This is a genomic window from Flavobacterium sp. S87F.05.LMB.W.Kidney.N, from assembly GCF_004366435.1.
Lineage (GTDB): Bacteria > Bacteroidota > Bacteroidia > Flavobacteriales > Flavobacteriaceae > Flavobacterium.
In genome coordinates, this window is sequence record NZ_SODX01000001.1 from 943,726 (window position 1) to 962,231 (window position 18,506).

20 protein-coding genes are annotated in these 18,506 nt (G+C 32.6%); 19 read left to right on the forward strand and 1 reads right to left on the reverse strand.

Translation table 11 applies throughout. The annotated features are described in order from the left end of the window. The first annotated feature begins 2 nt into the window (after positions 1 to 2). The 12 genes from gcvH (at position 3) to EDB96_RS04130 (ending at position 9,065) form a co-directional block, all read left to right on the forward strand. A complete protein-coding gene (gene gcvH / locus EDB96_RS04075; RefSeq protein ID WP_057117438.1) occupies positions 3 to 383 on the forward strand; it encodes a glycine cleavage system protein GcvH in 381 nt (126 codons plus the stop codon). Next, positions 376 to 759: a VanZ family protein gene (locus EDB96_RS04080; protein ID WP_057117437.1), complete on the forward strand. Its 384-nt coding sequence runs from the start codon at positions 376 to 378 to the stop codon at positions 757 to 759. Before gcvH ends, EDB96_RS04080 begins: the two co-directional genes overlap by 8 nt. Before the next feature lie 115 nt (positions 760 to 874). Beyond that, positions 875 to 1,618, forward strand: coding sequence for a deoxyribose-phosphate aldolase (deoC, locus tag EDB96_RS04085; RefSeq protein WP_134139660.1), 744 nt, complete (start codon positions 875 to 877; stop codon positions 1,616 to 1,618). Between the two features lie 19 nt (positions 1,619 to 1,637). After that, on the forward strand, positions 1,638 to 3,758 hold the full coding sequence (locus EDB96_RS04090; RefSeq protein ID WP_134139364.1) for an energy transducer TonB: 2,121 nt from the start codon (positions 1,638 to 1,640) through the stop codon (positions 3,756 to 3,758). A 156-nt stretch (positions 3,759 to 3,914) separates the two neighbouring features. Continuing rightward, complete coding sequence (cyoE, locus tag EDB96_RS04095; protein WP_057117435.1) at positions 3,915 to 4,817, forward strand: heme o synthase; 903 nt, start codon at positions 3,915 to 3,917, stop codon at positions 4,815 to 4,817. Between the two features lie 2 nt (positions 4,818 to 4,819). Beyond that, on the forward strand, positions 4,820 to 5,407 hold the full coding sequence (locus tag EDB96_RS04100) for a heme-copper oxidase subunit III (RefSeq protein WP_057117434.1): 588 nt from the start codon (positions 4,820 to 4,822) through the stop codon (positions 5,405 to 5,407). Between the two features lie 42 nt (positions 5,408 to 5,449). Next, complete coding sequence (locus EDB96_RS04105) at positions 5,450 to 6,436, forward strand: cytochrome c oxidase subunit 3 (protein ID WP_057117433.1); 987 nt, start codon at positions 5,450 to 5,452, stop codon at positions 6,434 to 6,436. Between the two features lie 19 nt (positions 6,437 to 6,455). Beyond that, positions 6,456 to 6,806: a cytochrome C oxidase subunit IV family protein gene (locus EDB96_RS04110; RefSeq protein WP_057117432.1), complete on the forward strand. Its 351-nt coding sequence runs from the start codon at positions 6,456 to 6,458 to the stop codon at positions 6,804 to 6,806. A gap of 78 nt (positions 6,807 to 6,884) precedes the next feature. Then, the gene (locus tag EDB96_RS04115; protein ID WP_134139365.1) at positions 6,885 to 7,526 is read left to right on the forward strand and encodes a hypothetical protein; all 642 of its coding nucleotides are present in this window, start codon (positions 6,885 to 6,887) and stop codon (positions 7,524 to 7,526) included. Positions 7,527 to 7,538: 12 nt separating this feature from the next. Further along, positions 7,539 to 8,225 carry an SCO family protein gene (locus EDB96_RS04120; RefSeq protein ID WP_134139366.1) on the forward strand — a complete coding sequence of 229 codons (687 nt, stop codon included), beginning with the start codon at positions 7,539 to 7,541 and terminating at the stop codon, positions 8,223 to 8,225. 2 nt (positions 8,226 to 8,227) lie between these two features. Further along, positions 8,228 to 8,812, forward strand: a complete 585-nt coding sequence (locus EDB96_RS04125; RefSeq protein WP_134139368.1) for a DUF420 domain-containing protein — start codon at positions 8,228 to 8,230, stop codon at positions 8,810 to 8,812. Beyond that, complete coding sequence (locus EDB96_RS04130; protein WP_134139369.1) at positions 8,802 to 9,065, forward strand: hypothetical protein; 264 nt, start codon at positions 8,802 to 8,804, stop codon at positions 9,063 to 9,065. Before EDB96_RS04125 ends, EDB96_RS04130 begins: the two co-directional genes overlap by 11 nt. Positions 9,066 to 9,082: 17 nt before the next feature. On the opposite strand, the gene EDB96_RS04135 is transcribed toward EDB96_RS04130, so the two are convergent. Next, a complete protein-coding gene (locus tag EDB96_RS04135) occupies positions 9,083 to 10,489 on the reverse strand; it encodes a DUF4403 family protein (RefSeq protein ID WP_134139370.1) in 1,407 nt (468 codons plus the stop codon). Positions 10,490 to 10,665: 176 nt separating this feature from the next. Between EDB96_RS04135 and EDB96_RS04140 the strand changes: the two genes are divergently transcribed. From EDB96_RS04140 to tsaB, 7 genes are all read left to right on the forward strand, one after another. Beyond that, a complete protein-coding gene (locus EDB96_RS04140; protein ID WP_095953361.1) occupies positions 10,666 to 11,367 on the forward strand; it encodes an ABC transporter ATP-binding protein in 702 nt (233 codons plus the stop codon). Then, positions 11,360 to 12,604 (forward strand): ABC transporter permease, encoded by a 1,245-nt coding sequence (locus EDB96_RS04145; protein WP_057117425.1) that lies wholly within the window; start codon positions 11,360 to 11,362, stop codon positions 12,602 to 12,604. Before EDB96_RS04140 ends, EDB96_RS04145 begins: the two co-directional genes overlap by 8 nt. Before the next feature lie 2 nt (positions 12,605 to 12,606). After that, the gene (locus EDB96_RS04150) at positions 12,607 to 13,872 is read left to right on the forward strand and encodes an ABC transporter permease (RefSeq protein WP_057117424.1); all 1,266 of its coding nucleotides are present in this window, start codon (positions 12,607 to 12,609) and stop codon (positions 13,870 to 13,872) included. Between the two features lie 37 nt (positions 13,873 to 13,909). Further along, positions 13,910 to 15,025 carry an efflux RND transporter periplasmic adaptor subunit gene (locus EDB96_RS04155; protein WP_057117423.1) on the forward strand — a complete coding sequence of 372 codons (1,116 nt, stop codon included), beginning with the start codon at positions 13,910 to 13,912 and terminating at the stop codon, positions 15,023 to 15,025. An 86-nt stretch (positions 15,026 to 15,111) separates the two neighbouring features. Then, positions 15,112 to 16,494, forward strand: coding sequence for a TolC family protein (locus tag EDB96_RS04160; protein WP_134139371.1), 1,383 nt, complete (start codon positions 15,112 to 15,114; stop codon positions 16,492 to 16,494). Between the two features lie 6 nt (positions 16,495 to 16,500). Next, a complete protein-coding gene (locus EDB96_RS04165) occupies positions 16,501 to 17,793 on the forward strand; it encodes an efflux RND transporter periplasmic adaptor subunit (RefSeq protein WP_134139372.1) in 1,293 nt (430 codons plus the stop codon). Positions 17,794 to 17,829: 36 nt separating this feature from the next. Then, a complete protein-coding gene (gene tsaB / locus EDB96_RS04170) occupies positions 17,830 to 18,504 on the forward strand; it encodes a tRNA (adenosine(37)-N6)-threonylcarbamoyltransferase complex dimerization subunit type 1 TsaB (RefSeq protein ID WP_057117418.1) in 675 nt (224 codons plus the stop codon). Positions 18,505 to 18,506: the final 2 nt, after the last annotated feature.

The window sequence follows — 18,506 nt, forward strand, 5'->3', positions numbered from 1 at the left end:
TTATGAGCATACCAGCAAATTTAAAGTACACAAAAGATCACGAATGGGTTAGCATCGAAGGAGATGTTGCGACTGTAGGAATTACTCATTTTGCACAAAAAGAGTTAGGGGATATCGTGTATGTTGAGGTAGAAACTTTAGATCAGACACTTTCAAAAGATGAAGTTTTTGGAACTGTTGAAGCTGTAAAAACAGTTTCAGATTTATTTTTACCATTAACAGGTGAAATCATTGCTTTTAATGAAGACTTAGAAAGTGCTCCTGAAACTGTAAATTCTGATCCTTATGGAGCAGGATGGATGATTAAAATTAAAATTGCTGATGCATCAGAGATTGATTCTTTATTATCTGATGAAGCTTATAAAACATTAATCGGTGCCTAAACAGTTATTATTACTTTGGGCGATTGTCTGTTCTGGAATTATTGCTTATTTCTGTTTGACAGATTCGGGTAATTTACCAGCAGTTAATATTCCAAGTCTTGATAAAATTGTACATTTCTGTTTCCACTTTGGATTTACAATTTCATGGATTTTGTTTTTCAAAAAAGAATTAAAAGGAAAAGAAGCAGACGATTATAAAGCTTATTTGATTTCGTTTATTTTTTCTGTTTTTTTTGGAATTACAATCGAAATCCTGCAAGCTGCTCTTACAGTTACCAGAGCTTCGGATGTTGCAGATGTTTTAGCAAATGCGCTTGGGGCGTTCACGGCAGTTTTTTCTGCTATAGCCTTTAAAAAGCAAATCAATAAAATATAATATTAGAAACCCACTTCGGTGGGTTTTTTTCTACAAGAAAATCAAACTTTTAAAACGCTGTTTTTTATCAATATAAAATGTACTTTTGTGCTGGTTTTCTGCAACTTCGATCATGATAAATGTAAAGCAATATTTAGACTCCACATATTTAAAAACTGCATCGCAAGCTGGTCTTTCTGAAGCAGAAAATACAATTGTGGTTAAAAAGGCCATTCAAGAAGCTATTCAAGAAGGATTTAAATTAATTATGATTCGGCCAGAATATGTTTCTCTGGCTAAAGAAATGATTTCAGAAGCCAATTCTGTTTTGTTAGTAGGAACTGTAATTGATTTTCCAGAAGGGAATTCAAGTCTTGAAACTAAGATTAAAGAAGCAAACGAAGCAATTGCAAATGGAGCCGACGATCTGGATTTTGTTTGTAATTATGAAGCTTTTAAAAATGGGGAAATAGATTTAATAAAACAAGAAATTTTATTTGGAACCCAGATTGGTCTAGCGAATAACAAAACTGTAAAATGGATTATAGAAGTTGCGGCTTTAACAGATAAAGAAATTATTCAACTATCGGCTTTGATAAAAAATGTTGTAGTTTCAAATTTTCAAGAAGAAGACTTTGCTTCAGTTTTTGTAAAATCTTCAACAGGATTTTATAGAACAGATAACAATGCTCCTAATGGAGCGACAATTCCAACTATAATTATAATGCTTGAAAATGCTTCACCTTTATCGGTAAAAGCAGCTGGAGGTGTGCGATCTTATAAAGAAGCATCAGAAATGATCAATTTAGGAGTTAAGCGCATAGGAACTTCAGCGGCAAAAGCAATTTCAAACGGAGAAAATTCCCCAAATCAATATTAAATAAATACCTATATTTTAAGTGAATAAGTTTTTTTTATCCCTTGTTTTAATTTTTTCATTTTTGATTGTTTCTTCACAGCAAAATGGTGCTTCTGTTCAACCGGGTTTTACGGCAGAAATGTTTCCTGTTTTTCCTAACTGCGAAAACTTAGAAGGTAAAAAACTAGAAAATTGTTTTTATAAAGAAGTTCAGGATTTTGTATTTAATAATTTTCAAGTTCCAGAAAACTTAAAGCAAAACAATTATAAAGGCGCAGTAAAAGTACTTTTTGAAGTGAATGCAGAAGGAGAATTTAAAGTAATTTATGTCTCAGCAGCAAATGATGAATTGTCTCAAGAAGCAAAACGAGTATTTGAAAAATTTCCAAAAATAAAGCCGTCAACTTACAACGGAAAAGCTACTTATTCTAAATATACAATTTCTATCGATTTGCCGCTTAAAAGTTCAGAGCAGCTTGCTGCTGAAGCTTTGGCGGCATCTGAAATTTTAAAGCCAATTGAAAAACCAATGACAGAGCTGGATAGCATTGTATATAAAAAATACAATAATCCAGAATTTGAAAGTCATTTAAATATTCCTTTTTCTCACAGTTATTATGCTCAGTTCGATGCGGCAATGAACCAAGTGGGAAGCAATAATCATACGGCTTCTAAACCTTATACGTATGCTGAGGTTTCTAAGTATTATAACTTAAAAGCCGTTAATGAGTCTTTGCAGAAAAATGTTTCAAGCTGGCTGGGAAGAAAATGGTGGAACGAAAATCTAGTACAGATTCAAGGAGAAGATTACTGGTTTTCTTTGAACCCTATTGTCGATTTGCAAATGGGTAAAGCTTCAGATCTTGATGCATCATATACTTATGTAAATACAAGAGCATTGAATTTTAGAGGAGGTTTAGGAAAACAGATCAATTTTACAACTACATTTTTTGAAAGTCAAGGGAGATTTGCAGGTTATTTTAATGATTATGCAGAGTCAATCAAGCCATCTGGTGGAAATCCTGCGATAATTCCAGGAGTTGGGATTGCAAAAAGATTCAAAACAGATGCTTATGATTTTCCTTTGGCTGATGCCAATATTACGTTTACACCAAACAAAATTTTTGATCTGCAATTGGGGTATGGCCGAAATTTTATAGGAGATGGTTATCGTTCGCTTTTAGAAAGCGATGGAGCAAGTCCTTATCCTTATTTTAAAATTAATACCAATTTCTGGAAAATTAAGTATACAAATACTTATATGTGGATGAAAGATGTTCGCCCAGAGGTAACGGTAGATAGAACATATGCTACAAAATTCATGGCAAACCATTATTTGAGCTGGAATGTTTCAAATAGATTAAATTTAGGTTTCTTTGAATCTGTAGTCTGGACAAATACCAACAACAGAGGTTTTGATATTAATTTTGTGAACCCTATAATTTTTTATCGTGCAGTAGAATTTGGATCTTCATCTAGAAGCGGAAATGCGCTTTTAGGGATAACAGGTAAGTACAAATGGAATAATAACATCAATTTATATTCTCAATTTTTGATTGATGAATTTTCTGTTTCGGATGTTGGAGCAGGGAATCAAAGCTGGAAAAATAAATTTGGATTCCAGCTTGGAGCAAAATATTTCAATGCATTTAATGTAAAAGATTTATTGTTTCAGGTAGAATTTAACCATGTACGTCCTTATGTGTACTCTCATAGCGCTGTTATTACAAATTACGGACACAATAATCAAAGCGTTGGGCACCAATGGGGAGGAAACTTTAAAGAGTTAATTGTGATTGGCCGCTACCATAAAGGACGTTTGTTTGGAGATGCTAAATTTACAATGGGAACAAGAGGTTTAGATTTTGACACAGCTGAAGATTCGTATAACTATGGCGGCAATATTTATAAAAGCTATGATGAAAACCGTCCTTATAATACAGGTGTAAAAGTAGGGCAGGGAAATAAAACAAGTATTTTCATCGCGGATATTCAAGGCGGATATTTGATTAATCCGATGACAAATTTGAAATTATTTGGAAGTTTAATTTATCGAAATTTCGACCCAACGCAGGAAACTGCTGCAACATTTAAGCAAAGTACAACTTGGTTTAGTGTAGGTTTGCGTTCAGATATTTTCAATTGGTATTTTGATTACTAGTTTTTAATAAGATTTTTCGAAATAATAGTGTTAAAGTATAGCGAGTTCTTAATTTGTAAAGGTTTTATTGAAAAAAATCTATTTTTATAGGTCTAAATTCTACAATCTAATTTGTACATTTGCAGCACTCAAAAAAATACACAAACAACAACGGTATTGAACGCTGCAAAAAATACATTATCAATCAAATCAATATTTCTAGATTTTAAAGAGATTACTAAGGCTGGATTGGCTATTAGTGTTTTATTTTCTTCTATTGCAGGATATTTGTTAGGAGTTGATTCTGAACATCCATTTAAATGGAGTACTTTGGCTGTTTTAGCAGTTGGAGGATATTGCATGGTTGGGGCATCAAATGCTTTTAACCAAGTAATAGAAAAAGATATCGATTCGTTGATGGATCGAACTAAAAATCGTCCAGTTCCTTCAGGCAGAATGTCTCCAAGAGTAGCTTTGCTAGTAGCAAGCCTGCTTACGATTCTAGGAATTGCGCTTCTTTATACGATAAATGCAAAGTCGGCAATGTTTGCTGCAATATCTATATTTTTGTATACAAGTATCTACACGCCATTAAAAACGGTTACTTCTTTGTCTGTTTTTGTTGGAGCTTTTCCAGGAGCAATTCCATTTATGCTGGGCTGGGTAGCGGCGACAGGAGAATTTGGCATCGAAGCAGGAACTTTGTTTCTAATTCAGTTTTTCTGGCAGTTTCCGCATTTTTGGTCTATCGGATGGTTTTTATATGAAGATTATGAGAAAGCAGGGATTTTTATGCTGCCAACAGGTAAAAAAGACAAAGGAACAGCATTACAAATTATTTTATATACAATTTGGCTTATAATAGCATCATTGCTGCCGGTTTTAGGTTTTACAGGACAATTATTTATTTCTCCAATCGCAGCAATTTTAGTTTTTCTGTTAGGTATTTGGATGCTTTTTTATGCAGTTCGTTTGTACAAGTTAAGAACTGCCAAAGCAGCTAGAACATTAATGCTGGTAAGTGTTTCTTATATTTCGCTTTTACAAATTGTATATATAGTAGATAAATTTTTAAGATAGTTATGGAAATGACAATGACAACAAATGAAGAACAAGTAAGAAAGTCGAAATCAGCAAAACTGATTCTTCTTTTTGCGATGGTTAGTATGACCATGATGTTTGCTGGATTAACAAGTGCATTTGTAGTAAGTAAATCAAGAGCAGACTGGTTGAAGAATTTTGAGCTGCCTTCTGCGTTTTATTGGAGTACAGCTGTAATTATTGCTTGTAGTGTTACTTTTTATCTGGCTAAAAAAGCCATTCAAAAGGACAACAGAAGCGCTGTTACGGGATTGCTTTTGGGAACTTTAGCGTTAGGGATTTTATTTGTAGTGTTACAATTTCAAGGATTTGGACAAATCGTTGAACAAGGATATTATTTTACAGGAGAAGGTAGTTCAATTACTACAACTTTCTTGTATGTTGTAACGGTTACGCACTTGTTACACTTGGCTGGCGGATTAATTTCACTTTTAATTATAATTTATAATCATTTTAAACAAAAATACAATTCGACTCAAACTCTTGGTATAGAACTAGGTGCGATGTATTGGCACTTTTTGGATTTATTATGGGTATATTTATTTTTATTTTTATTTTTCTTTAAATAAGAAAAAAACGTAAATTTGGGAACTTTTTAACGAATATCTTTTATGGGAGCGACAGTTACTACTGCAAACAACGACGAAAAAACTTGGGGAGGCGGTCATGAGATCCAGCCACTAGGATCAAGTTATGGAAAAATGATGATGTGGTTTTTTATCGTATCAGATGCCTTAACATTCTCTGGATTTCTAGGAGCTTACGGTTTTTCTAGATTTAAATTTATTGAAACTTGGCCTTTGGCTGATGAAGTGTTTACTCACTTTCCATTTATGCATGGTGTTGCGGCTCCAATGTATTATGTAGCTTTAATGACTTTTATTTTGATCTTTTCATCTGTAACAATGGTATTAGCTGTTGATGCAGGTCACCAATTGAAAAAGACAAAAGTTGCAATTTATATGTTCTTAACTATTATTGGAGGTTTAATTTTCGTTGGTTCTCAAGCTTGGGAATGGAAAAACTTCATTAAAGGTGAATATGGTGCAGTTGAAACAGTTGGAGGTAGTTTACTTCAATTTGTGGATAAAGATGGTAAAAGAGTAGCTTTGGCTGACTTTGCTGTTAAATTGCCAGAACAAAGAGAAGCTTTAACAAGAAGTCATTCAACTTGGTTTATGGAAGATGCACAATCTCTTCCAACTTACACAGTTGCTGAAGTTCAAGCAGGATTTAAAGCTCATCCAGAAATTTTAATTAGAACAGAAAAACTTACTGATAAAAAGAAAAAGACTGTTTTGTCAAGAGAAGAATCTGAAGCTCATTTAGCAAATGCTAAATATGTTGTAGAAGGTGCTAACTTGATTAGAAACGAATATGGTAATAAATTATTCGCTGATTTCTTCTTCTTTATTACAGGTTTCCACGGATTCCACGTATTCTCAGGAGTTATCATTAATATTATCATTTTCTTTAATGTATTATTAGGTACTTACGAGAAGAGAAGAAGCTACGAAATGGTAGAGAAAGTTGGTTTATACTGGCACTTCGTAGATTTAGTTTGGGTATTTGTATTTACAGTTTTCTACCTAGTTTAATTTTTAGAATTTAATCATTATGTCACACGAGCACGTATCAAATACAAAAAGAATCTGGTTTGTTTTCGCATTACTTTCTGTAGTAACTACAGTAGAAGTTATATTAGGTATCTACAAACCTGCATCATTAGAATTCACTCATTTTGTTGGATTGAATTTATTAAACTGGATTTTCTATATCCTTACAGTTTTTAAAGCATATTATATTGTATGGGCATTTATGCACATGGAAGGTGAAAAAAGCAGCCTTAGATGGTCTGTTGTTTCTCCTGTTATCTTCCTAGTTTTATATTTATTGTTTATTCTATTGACAGAAGGACATTATATTTATGGGGTTTTTAAAGATTCTACTATTAAATGGAATTTTTAACATGATATTAATTCGAAAAGAGTCCCGATAACATCGGGATTTTTTTATTTTTGTACCTCAATAATTTCCGTTAATACAATGAAAAAAAATATAGTTCTCTTTGTACTTTTTGTCCTGCCAATTGTAGCTTATTTATTTTTTGCTTCTGGGGTAAATAGTTTTACAACACTTCCTGTAATAACACCAAAAGTTGCTGATTTCGGAAATTGGAAATCATTAAACGGAAAAAAAGTTTCTCTTGATAAAAAGATAACTGTACTTGGTTTTTCAGGTTCAAATATATTAGACAATAGAGGGAATTATTTTAACTTAAATGAAAAAATCTATAAACGTTATAATGGTTTTGAAGATCTTCAGTTTGTAGTTTTATGTCCGCTTGGTACCGAAAAAGAAGCTCAGAAAATTATTGGCGCTTTATCTCCTTTTACAGATGTTAAAAACTGGAATTTCGTATTTGCTTCAAATGATGAAATTCAAAAATTCTATGATCAGCTTCATTTAAAACAGAAACTAAATCAGAATCTTGGAACTTCAAATGTTTATATCATTGATAAAGAACGCAATTTAAGAGGAAGAAAAGATAAAGACGAGTATAAGGAAGGGTATGATACTTTTCATCCGTCAGAGCTAAGCAATGAAATGCTGGATGATTTTAAAATTATCTTATACGAATACCGCGCCGCTTTAAAGAAGAATCATAACGCCACAAAGCAACTTTAAAATTCATTTATAATGTTCAAAAATAAATCATATATAGGAATCTCCTTTATCATTTTGATTTTTGGGATTTATGCAGTTCCTAAAATTGTAGATCGAGTAAAAAATGGTGAAGTCGTAAAAGGAAACCGCTTAGATAATGTTGGTTCTAAATCTTCAAAAGAAGCAAAGCTTTTGACAATTGGGCCAGCTCCAAAATTTGAATTGACGAATCAAGATAATGTCAAAATTTCAAATGATACTTATAAAGGAAAAGTATACGTTTTAGAATTCTTCTTTACAACATGTCCTTCTATTTGTCCAAAAATGAATATGAGTATGCTGGAAATTGAAAAGACCTTTTTTGGAAATCCTAACTTTGGAATTGTTTCTATAACAATTGATCCAAAACATGATACACCGCAGGTTTTAAAAGATCATGCTAAACTGCTTGGTGTAAAATCTTCAAATTGGAATTTCTTGACAGGAGATAGAAATGTAATTATGGATTTATCAAACAAAGGTTTTAACCTTTATGCTGGTGAAAATGATAAAGTTAGCGGCGGATTTGAGCATTCTGGTTTATTTGCCTTGATTGATAAAGATGGTAATATTCGTTGCAGAAAAGATAACTACGGAAATCCAACTATTTATTATGATGGTCTAGATAAAAAAGGAGTTCGTGATATTCAACAAGACATTAAAATTTTATTAGAAGAATAAAAATGGAAGATAATAATCTAGAGAAAAAATATAGTAAATTAATTATTGCTGTTTCAATTGTAATTCCGGTTGTTGTTGCAATTTTGTTTGGAGTAAAACTAAAAGATTTTGGTTTTAATGTAGAGCCATTGTCTGTACTGCCTCCCATCTATGCAACAATTAATGGAGTTACAGCTATTGTTTTGGTTTGGGCCGTTTTAGCAATAAAAAATGGAAACCAGAAATTACACGAACGATTAATGACTTTAGCAATTGCCTTATCTGTAGCGTTTTTGGTTATGTATGTGGCTTATCACATGACAGCAGATTCGACTAAATTTGGTGATTTAAATCATGATGGAGTTCTTGATTTGGCAGAAAGTGCAAAGGTAGGTTCAATACGATACTTATATTTTATCATTTTGATCACTCATATTTTACTGTCGATAGCAATTATCCCACTTGTACTAATTACTTATGTAAGAGCATTGGCGCAGCGATTTGACAGACATAGAAAAATAGCTAAAATTACTTTTCCAATTTGGTTGTATGTTGCTGTGACTGGAGTAATAGTTTTTTTAATGATTTCACCATATTATGCTAACTAAAAATAAAATACATAAAGGAAAATTCAAGTTTCAAACTTTTGTATTTGCAATTTGTATTTTCTTTATTGGAATTGCAGCAAATGCTCAGTGTGCAATGTGCCGCGCCGCTTTGTCTGGTGATTCTAATACCAAGAAAGCAGAAGCAGTTAATGACGGGATTGTTTATTTAATGGCCATTCCGTATTTACTCGTAATGATAATAGGATATTTGATTTATCGAATGTATCAATCAAAAAAACAAAAAGCAGTGTAATTTACACTGCTTTTTTTTTATTTAAGTCCGTTTACCGAAACATTTACCGTTCCATTTATTTTTATAAAAGCAATAATGGCTTGATTGGTAAGTTGAATTTTATCGAACTGTATATCTTCCATTTTTCCATTTACAAATACACCAGGCATCGGAGAGTAGTTTTTTAAATAGCCTGCCATACTTTTTTTACCTTCTTCCAAATTAGGCTGAATAGAATATCTGCAGCTTTCTTCCATTTTTCGTAAAACGTATCCTTGTGCAAGCCAATTGGCAGTTCTCATCAATTTGCTTTTAGTGTCTAATACATAGTCTAGTTTTTCGAAATAAATTTCCTTGGTTTGTGGATTATATTGTGGAAATCCATTTAAATAAAGCGTTCCATTTATAGAGCCTAAAACATCCAATGCAATTACCATTTTGCCGTCCTTATGCCAGATTGTAACATTTTTAACCGTTACTTTTTTGCTGCCAGAACCAAATTCCTGACCAGCAAAATTCTTGGTCATAATTTTTGAAGCATCAACATAACTTGAAATAGCAGCAATATTAGCAGAAATCTGATTTGGAATTTTAGTAACAGGCTTTAGAACAATTTTACTGGCGTTAAATTTAGAGTCAGGCTTTTTACCGACAATAGTTTCCATATTACATTTCATACCCATTTCGAGTAAGAAAGAATCATTTTTGAGTTTGGCATTTGTCGAATAAATTTCGATGGGAACAATTCGCAGCCAGCTTTCGTAAGTGTCACTCATCTCAAAAGGCGTGCAGATTTTTTCTACTGCCTGAAGCACATTCGGTTTAAAATCCATTGATTTTTCAATAGCTTCATCTATTTTCTTTTCTAATTTATCTTTAAAAATAGAAATTGCGGGATTTATTAAATACGTAATCGGCATATTTTTACCAAAAATGCTCATTGTTGGACTCTCGCTCCAGTCAAGAGATTTGAATTCAGTTTTGGTGGTAAGTTTCCAATTAGTTAGAGCCGTTTCGCTGGACAATGTTATAATCCCATTTAGATTAAATTCCCTAACATCATATAATTCTACTCCTAACTTTTTGGTGCCAATACGATACTTGATGGTAGCTTTAAGCGGTAAGATTGTTTTTATTCTCTTATCTGTATTCGATGGGTCATTCTGAATTTTAATTGGAGCTTGTTTCCAGATCTTCATTTCAATATCATCATCTTCGATAGTATTGTCTTCATAAATTAATCCGTTTAAGAGAGCATTTGTCTGATTTTCAATATCACTAAGTTTAATCGTAATGGGTAAATTGATAAACGAAGGACTGCTGTCGTAGACTAACGGACTTGCGTCGTCTGGTTCTGGTTTTAATGTTTCTAATTTTTGAGTAGAAGAACAGCTTGTTAGTACTGCAAGTACTATAAACATTGGAATAATTGAAGAAAGCTTCATTAATGTGAATTTTTAAATCGAAACAAAATTACGAAAACAATCATATTTTATTAAAAAAGTGTAACAATTACTACAGATTGAAGTCTTATACAAAAAGGTAACGAAATTATTAACTTTTTATTATCATAATTTACTTAATAAAAACGTTATTATTGTCTCAAAAATTTAACAATACCATGATCGAAATTAAAGATTTACACAAATCCTATAAAATGGGAAGTTCAGAATTACATGTGTTAAAAGGGATTAATTTTAATATTGAAGAAGGAGAATTAGTTGCGATCATGGGATCATCTGGTTCGGGTAAATCTACTCTTCTTAATATTTTAGGGATTCTGGATGAAGCCGATTCTGGAAGTTATATTTTAGACAAAACTCCGATAAAAAAATTAAACGAAACGATTGCTTCAAAATATCGTAATAAATTTTTAGGATTTGTTTTTCAATCTTTTAACTTAATTAATTACAAATCTGCGCTAGATAATGTCGCTATGCCATTGTATTATCAGGGAGTTAAAAGAAAAGAGCGTTATGAAATTGCAATGAAATATTTAGAGAAAGTTGGTTTAGGATCACATTCTCACCATTTACCAAATGAACTTTCTGGAGGTCAGAAACAACGTGTGGCTATCGCAAGAGCATTAGCTTCAAATCCGAAAGTTTTATTGGCGGATGAACCAACAGGAGCTCTTGATACTAAAACTTCTTATGAAGTTATGGAACTGATTCAGGGAATTAATGACGAAGGAAAAACGATTTTAATTGTTACTCACGAACCTGATATTGCCGCAATGTGCAAAAGAAATGTAGTCCTGAAAGACGGATTAATTATCGATGATAAAAAAGTAGAACAAGTTAGAGCTTCGTCTTATGTTTAATATTGAACGCTGGCAGGAAATATTTGAAGCCATTTCTAAAAACCGATTAAGAACATTCTTAACCGGAATTTCTGTGGCTTCGGGGATATTTATTTTGGTTATTCTGCTTGGTGCAGGAAAAGGTCTTCAAAATGGAATTGAAAAACAATTTGAGCGTGACGCCGCAGGAATTATAGAAGTTTGGTCGGGAACAACAACTAAAGAATACAAAGGGTTGAATCCAGGCAGACAAGTTCAATTTCGTAATAGCGATTATAATCAGTCGGTTCAGAAATTTGAAGATAAATTAGATTTAAGAGCTTCAACCAATAATTATTGGGGACAGTCTTTTAGCTATGGAAAAGAATCTGGAAGTTACCAATTTAGAGGTGTTGATCCAGATTATGGCGGAATAGAAAACCTAACGATAGTTCAAGGACGATATATAAATAGCAAAGACCTTCAGAATAATGAAAAGGTTGCTGTTATTGGAATGAAAGTAAAAACGGACTTGTTTAAAGATAAAGAAGCGCTTGGGGAAGAAATATTAATCAATAATATTAATTTCAAAGTAGTTGGAATTTTTACAGATCCAGGTGGAGAACGTGAAGAAACTAGAGCTTATTTGCCATTATCAACAGTACAGAGAACCTTTGGCGGTGGAGATAAAATCAGTAATTTGTTTTTTACATTGAAAAAGACAAATAATTATGATGAAGCTTTGGCTCAGTCTGAAAAATTTACACAAGATTTAAAAGACTTATTGAAAAGTAAAAACATGGTGGCTCCTGAGGACGACAGCGGAGTTGGGGTTTATAATTCGGTTAAAGATGCAAAACAATTTTACGACTTGAATTTATATATCAGATTGTTTTTTTGGTGGGTTGGTATTTGTACAATAATAGCTGGTGTTGTGGGAGTTAGTAATATTATGCTGATTATTGTAAAGGAAAGAACTAAAGAAATTGGAATTAGAAAAGCATTAGGAGCATCTCCATTTTCTATTATCACAATGATACTTCACGAATCAATTTTTATTACAACAATCGCTGGATTTGTTGGACTTTTAGCAAGTTTATTATTGCTTGAATTTGTTGGGCCAATGGTTCAGAGTGAGTATTTTAGAAATCCAGAAGTTGATTTTAATGTAGCTTTGACAACACTGTTTTTATTAGTGTTTGCTGGCGCAGTTGCCGGATTTTTTCCTGCATACAGAGCCGCTAAAATTAAGCCTATTGTAGCACTTAGAGACGAATAGATATGTTTAAAAAAGATAATTGGGACGAGATTTTACAGGCTTTAACTGCCAACCCTTTCAGAACTATTCTGACAGCTTTTGGTGTTTTTTGGGGAATATTTATTTTGGTAATTTTACTTGCTGCCGGTAATGGTCTGGAAAATGGTATTAAAAAAGGATTTGATGGAATTGCCACAAATACAATGTTTATGTGGAGCCAGACAACCTCTAAGGCCTATAAAGGTTTGCCAAAAACACGAAGATACGATTTTAGAAACAGCGATGTTACTGCTTTAAAAGCGGCTTTGCCAGATTTATTATATGTTTCGCCTCGTAATCAATTGGGAGATTTTAACGGAACAAACAATGTGGTGAGAGGAACAAAAACTTCATCATTTACGATATATGGAGATTATCCTGAGCTGATCAAACAACAGCCAATGGATATTATTAAAGGACGTTTTGTCAATCAGCAGGATATTCAGGAGAAAAGAAAAATTGCCGTTATTGGTAAAGGTGTTATCAGCGAACTTTACGGAAAAGAAGAAGAAGCTGTTGGGACTTATATTAAGATTAACGGGATTAATTTTATGGTTGTTGGAGTTTACAAATCTAAACAGCAAGGAGGAAACGCAGAGCAGGAGCAAAAGAATATTTTTATTCCTTTTACAACTTTTCAGCAGGCTTTTAATTACGGAGACAAAGTGGGATGGATGGCGCTTACAGCAAAAGACGAAACTTCTATAACCGATTTAAAACCTAAAATTTTAGAAATTATAAAATCTTTGCATTCTATAAATCCAACAGATGATAGAGCGGTTGGAAATTTCGATTTATACGAACAATTTAATAAGGTGCAAAGTTTGTTTAATATTTTAAAAGTAATTGCATATTTTGTAGGAACATTAGTTTTGATTTCTGGTGTAATCGGAATTTCAAATATTATGCTTATTGTAGTTAAAGAACGTACAAAAGAAATAGGAATAAGAAGAGCTTTGGGAGCAACGCCCGCAGCCATTCGCTCACAAATATTATCAGAATCTATTTTTCTAACTATAATTTCTGGAATGCTGGGAATTGCAGTCGCAACCGGAATTATAGCACTGTTAAATTTAGCACTGGATTCGATGCCTCCAAGCGATAATACTATGTTTGCCAATCCAAGTGTTGACTTAGGAGTTGTATTTGTTGCCTTATTAATATTAGTTGGATCAGGTTTGCTCGCGGGATTTATTCCAGCACAGACTGCGATCAATGTTAAACCTGTAGATGCTTTAAGAACAGAATAAATTATCAATCAAAATAAATCGATTAAACCAAGAACAAATGAAAAAAGGAGTAACTATAACCATTTTAATATTTATTGCGATCGTTTTTTTTGGCGCACTTTACTATTTGTATGCTAAAAACCAAGAGTCGCCAATTGTGTTTAAAACGGAGAAACCAGAAATTAAAACGATTGTAAAAAATACAATTGCAACTGGTAATATTCAGCCTGATGAAGAGGTGTTAATCAAACCAAATATCTCGGGTATTATTGAGCAGGTGTATATCAAAGCGGGTGAGAAAATCAAAGCTGGAGATATGATTGCAAAAATTAGAGTTGTGGCAAACGTTTCTAATGTAAGCAGTACACAAAATCAAGTGCAGACTGCTAAAATTGCTTTGGATAATCAAGAACGACTTTATAAAAGGCAAAAAACATTATTTGAAAAAGATGTAATCTCTGCAAATGATTTTGATGCTGCTCAAGTAGCTTACAATCAGGCAAAACAAACTTATTTAGCAGCAAAACAAAGCTTAGATATTGTTAAAACAGGAACAACATCTTCTTTAGGAAGTTATGCCAATACTTTAATTCGCTCTACAGTTAACGGAATGGTTTTAGACGTTCCTGTAAAAGTTGGAAATCAAGTTATTGAAAGTAATAATTTTAATGAAGGAACTACAATTGCCAGCGTTGCTGACGTTGGAAGAATGATTTTTATTGGAAAAATTGACGAATCTGAAGTAGGTAAAATCAAAGAAAAAATGCCTATTGAGATTACAATTGGTGCCATTGAAAACAAAAAATTTGATGCAGTTCTAAACTATATTGCGCCAAAAGGTGTTACAGAAAATGGAGCAATTCAATTTGAAATTAAAGCTCAAATGGTTAATAGAGATGACACTTTTATTAGAGCTGGTTTGAGTGCAAATGCTTCAATTATTTTAGAGAAAGCAGATAAAATTCTGGCAATAAAAGAATCACTAGTTCAATTTGACAAAAAAACACAAAAACCTTATGTTGAGATCGAAACTGCGCCACAGAAATTTCAAAGAAGAGATTTGGTTCTTGGGGTAAGCGACGGTATCTACGTTCAAGTTAAAAGCGGTGTAAAGAGTACAGATAAAATAAAAATCTGGAATCAAGGACTGATTAATGAGGCAGAAAAAAAATAATTTAATTTGAAGTTTTGAGGATCTTTTTGGTTTTAAAAAATGTTAAATTTGCGTAGTTTCATTTACTGCGCTTTCATTTAAAATATATGAAAATAAATAAAATTAATAGTCTGGTTTTTGCAATGTTATTCGGTTTTGGATTAGCTGGACACGCGCAATCAAAGCAATGGACATTGGAAGAATGTGTGAGATACGCATTAGAAAATAATATTACGATAAAATTATCTGAATTAGACGTAAAAAATGCTGATATCGATAAAAAAGGTGCGTTAGGAAATTATCTTCCATCTGTTAATGGTAATGCATCTCACTCATGGAATATTGGTCTGAATCAGGATGTTACAACTGGTATCTTACGTAATCAAACTACTCAGTATTCTTCAGTTGGTCTAAATGCTGGAGTTGATATCTACAAAGGTCTCCAAAATCAAAATACTTATAGAAGAGCGAAGTTATCTATTATCGCATCAAAATATCAATTGTTGAAGATGCAGGAAGATATTTCTCTGAATGTAGCTAGTGCTTTCTTACAGATTTTATCAAATAAAGAAGATTTAAAAGTTAAAAAAGAACAATTATCAATTGACGAAAAGCGTTTTGCTCGTTCTGAGGAAATGGTAAATGCAGGAACAATTCCTCGCGGAGATTTGTTTGATTTAAAAGCAACTGTAGCCACAGATAAACAAAATATTGCTATTTCAGAAAATAATTTATTGATTTCAAAATTAAGCTTAGCTCAGCTTTTACAATTGAAAGAATTTGCCGATTTTGACGTAATAGATAATACAAATCTACAAGATGAGAATAATATTCTTGGTCAAACTCCAGTTGAAATTTATAACAAAGCAAAGGATATAAGAACAGAAGTTAAGCTGGCACAAACAAATCTTGAGATTGCTGAAAAAAATGTTGCTATAGCAAAGGGAGCTTATCAGCCAACACTTAGTGGTTTTTATGGTTTTAATACAAGAGCAAGTTACAGCGATCAAGTTAAATTTGACGCAAACGACCAACCCTATACAGTAGGACCAGATCCGATATTCCAACAGTTTAGTGATAATAAAGGACATAATTTTGGATTACAATTAAATGTTCCAATTTTTAATGGATGGTCAGTTAAGAACAATGTGGAAAGAAACAAAGTAAGTTTAGAAAAATCTAAAATAGATTTAGAACAAAAAAGTTTAGATTTGCAACGTAACGTTTATACTGCTTTTACAGATGCAAAAGCAGCCCTAAATACTTACGAAGCGTCTACTGTAACTTTAGAAGCAAGACAGCAAGCTTACAATTATGCAAAAGAAAAATACGATGTAGGTTTGATGAATTCATTTGATTTTACTCAAGCTCAAACATTGTTGACAAATGCACAGTCTGATGTTATCAGAACAAAATATGATTACATGTTCAAAATTAAAATACTTGAATTTTATTTCGGAATTCCAATCGTTCCCATTATTACAAAATAATTTATTATGTCAAAAAAAACAATTTATTTCTTAGTAGGTGGTGCAGTAGTACTTATTGCAATTTTAATCGGTCTTTCGAAATCGGGAGTTATAGGAAATAAGGATGAAGGAAAAGAAGTAGAAATATCAAAAGTAACAGCTTCAACAATTGTTGAAACAGTTTCGGCAACAGGAAAAATTCAACCAGAAATTGAAGTGAAGATTTCTCCAGAAGTATCTGGGGAAATTATTTTGCTTAACGTAAAAGAAGGTCAGGTTGTTAAAAAAGGAGATTTGCTGGTTAAAATTAACCCAGATTTATATACCTCTAGTTACAACCGTTCGGTATCTAACTTGTCAGGTTCTAAAGCTGGTTTAACACAATCTGAGGCTAGTTTTAAAGAAGCGAAAGCTAATTATGAACGTAATAAAACCTTGTACGACAAAGGTGTAATCTCAAGATCTGATTGGGATAAAGCTATAGCTTCATTTGAAGTGGCGAAAGCGACAAAGCAAAATTCATATTACAGTGTTCAAAGTGCTTCGGCTTCTGTAAGTGAAGCGAGAGACAATTTAGGACGTACAACTATCTACTCTCCTGCAGACGGAACAATTTCTGTTCTAAACGTAGAATTAGGAGAAAGAGTTTTAGGAACGCAGCAAATGGCTGGAACGGAACTTTTGCGTGTTGCTAACCTTAATAATATGGAAGTTGAAGTTGACGTAAACGAAAATGATATTGTAAAAATTAAAATTGGAGACGAAGCAAACGTTGAAGTTGATGCTTATTTGAAAAAGAAATTTAAAGGAATTGTAACTAGTATTTCTAATTCTGCAAGTACAACTCTAACTTCTGATCAGGTAACAAATTTTAAGGTTAAAGTTCGTATTTTAAAAGAATCGTATCAAGATTTATTAGAAGGAAAACCAAGTACTTATTCTCCTTTTAGACCTGGAATGACAGCGACTGTTGATATCATTACAACTACAAAAACAAACGTTTTGGCAGTGCCAATTAGTTCTGTTGTAGTAAAATCGGATACTGCGGCTGTAAAAAATTTTACGGTTGAAGATCCTAATGCTGATAAAAAAGCAGCTCCAAAAAGCGATAAAAAATTCGAATGTGTTTTTGTAAAAGTTGGTGATAAAGCTAAAATTAGAATCATTAAAACAGGAATTCAGGATGATACTAATATTGAAGTAATGTCTGGCTTAAAACCAGGTGATGTTGTAATTACGGGACCATATACAACAGTCTCTAAAGATCTTAATTCTGGAGATAAGGTAAAACTTAAGAAAGCTGAAGGTTCTAAGAAATAACAATACAATTCAATACTAATTTTAAAATATAATACTTTGTCTTTTATTCTCAACATCGAAACGGCTACTAAAAATTGTTCTGTATCTGTTGCTAAAGATGGGAAAACCATTGTTTGCAGCGAGCTTGCAGATGAGGGATATTCGCATGCCGAAAAACTTCATGTTTTTATTGAAGAAGTAATTAAAAAAGCAGGTATTTCTGTTCAAGATTTAAATGCAATTGCAGTTAGTCAGGGACCAGGATCTTATACAGGTTTAAGAATTGGTGTTTCTGCCGCAAAGGGTTTATGTTATGCATTAAATATCCCGTTAATCGCTGTTGACACACTTAAAACTTTGGCATCTCAGGCAGAAGTTACAGATGGAAAAATTATTCCGATGTTAGATGCACGCCGTATGGAAGTTTACAGTGCCGTATTCAATACAGATTTGAGTATCGAAAGAGCTATTAAAGCCGAAATAATTGAAGAAAATTCATTTCAAGAATATACAGATAAACTTTACTTTGTAGGCGATTGTGCCGATAAATGTAAAGCTGTTTTGACCAAAGAAAATTTTGTGTTTTTAGAAAACATTAAATATCCTTCGGCACAAGCTATGAGTAAAATCAGTTTTGATAAATATCAAAAAAGCGACACTGTAGATGTCGCTTATTTTGAACCTTATTATTTAAAAGATTTTATGATTACTGCCCCGTCAAAAAAGCAATAATA

Excerpts from the sequence above, each read along its gene's own strand:
- EDB96_RS04100 (WP_057117434.1), top strand. The coding sequence starts at position 4,820 with ATGGAAATGACAATGACAACAAATGAAGAACAAGTAAGAAAGTCGAAA.
- EDB96_RS04110 (WP_057117432.1), top strand. The coding sequence starts at position 6,456 with ATGTCACACGAGCACGTATCAAATACAAAAAGAATCTGGTTTGTTTTC.
- EDB96_RS04155 (WP_057117423.1), top strand. The coding sequence starts at position 13,910 with ATGAAAAAAGGAGTAACTATAACCATTTTAATATTTATTGCGATCGTT.
- EDB96_RS04145 (WP_057117425.1), top strand. The coding sequence starts at position 11,360 with ATGTTTAATATTGAACGCTGGCAGGAAATATTTGAAGCCATTTCTAAA.
- gcvH (WP_057117438.1), top strand. The coding sequence starts at position 3 with ATGAGCATACCAGCAAATTTAAAGTACACAAAAGATCACGAATGGGTT.
- EDB96_RS04135 (WP_134139370.1), bottom strand. The coding sequence starts at position 10,489 with ATGAAGCTTTCTTCAATTATTCCAATGTTTATAGTACTTGCAGTACTA.
- EDB96_RS04115 (WP_134139365.1), top strand. The coding sequence starts at position 6,885 with ATGAAAAAAAATATAGTTCTCTTTGTACTTTTTGTCCTGCCAATTGTA.
- EDB96_RS04150 (WP_057117424.1), top strand. The coding sequence starts at position 12,607 with ATGTTTAAAAAAGATAATTGGGACGAGATTTTACAGGCTTTAACTGCC.
- EDB96_RS04165 (WP_134139372.1), top strand. The coding sequence starts at position 16,501 with ATGTCAAAAAAAACAATTTATTTCTTAGTAGGTGGTGCAGTAGTACTT.
- EDB96_RS04130 (WP_134139369.1), top strand. The coding sequence starts at position 8,802 with ATGCTAACTAAAAATAAAATACATAAAGGAAAATTCAAGTTTCAAACT.
- EDB96_RS04120 (WP_134139366.1), top strand. The coding sequence starts at position 7,539 with ATGTTCAAAAATAAATCATATATAGGAATCTCCTTTATCATTTTGATT.
- EDB96_RS04140 (WP_095953361.1), top strand. The coding sequence starts at position 10,666 with ATGATCGAAATTAAAGATTTACACAAATCCTATAAAATGGGAAGTTCA.
- EDB96_RS04125 (WP_134139368.1), top strand. The coding sequence starts at position 8,228 with ATGGAAGATAATAATCTAGAGAAAAAATATAGTAAATTAATTATTGCT.
- EDB96_RS04160 (WP_134139371.1), top strand. The coding sequence starts at position 15,112 with ATGAAAATAAATAAAATTAATAGTCTGGTTTTTGCAATGTTATTCGGT.
- EDB96_RS04105 (WP_057117433.1), top strand. The coding sequence starts at position 5,450 with ATGGGAGCGACAGTTACTACTGCAAACAACGACGAAAAAACTTGGGGA.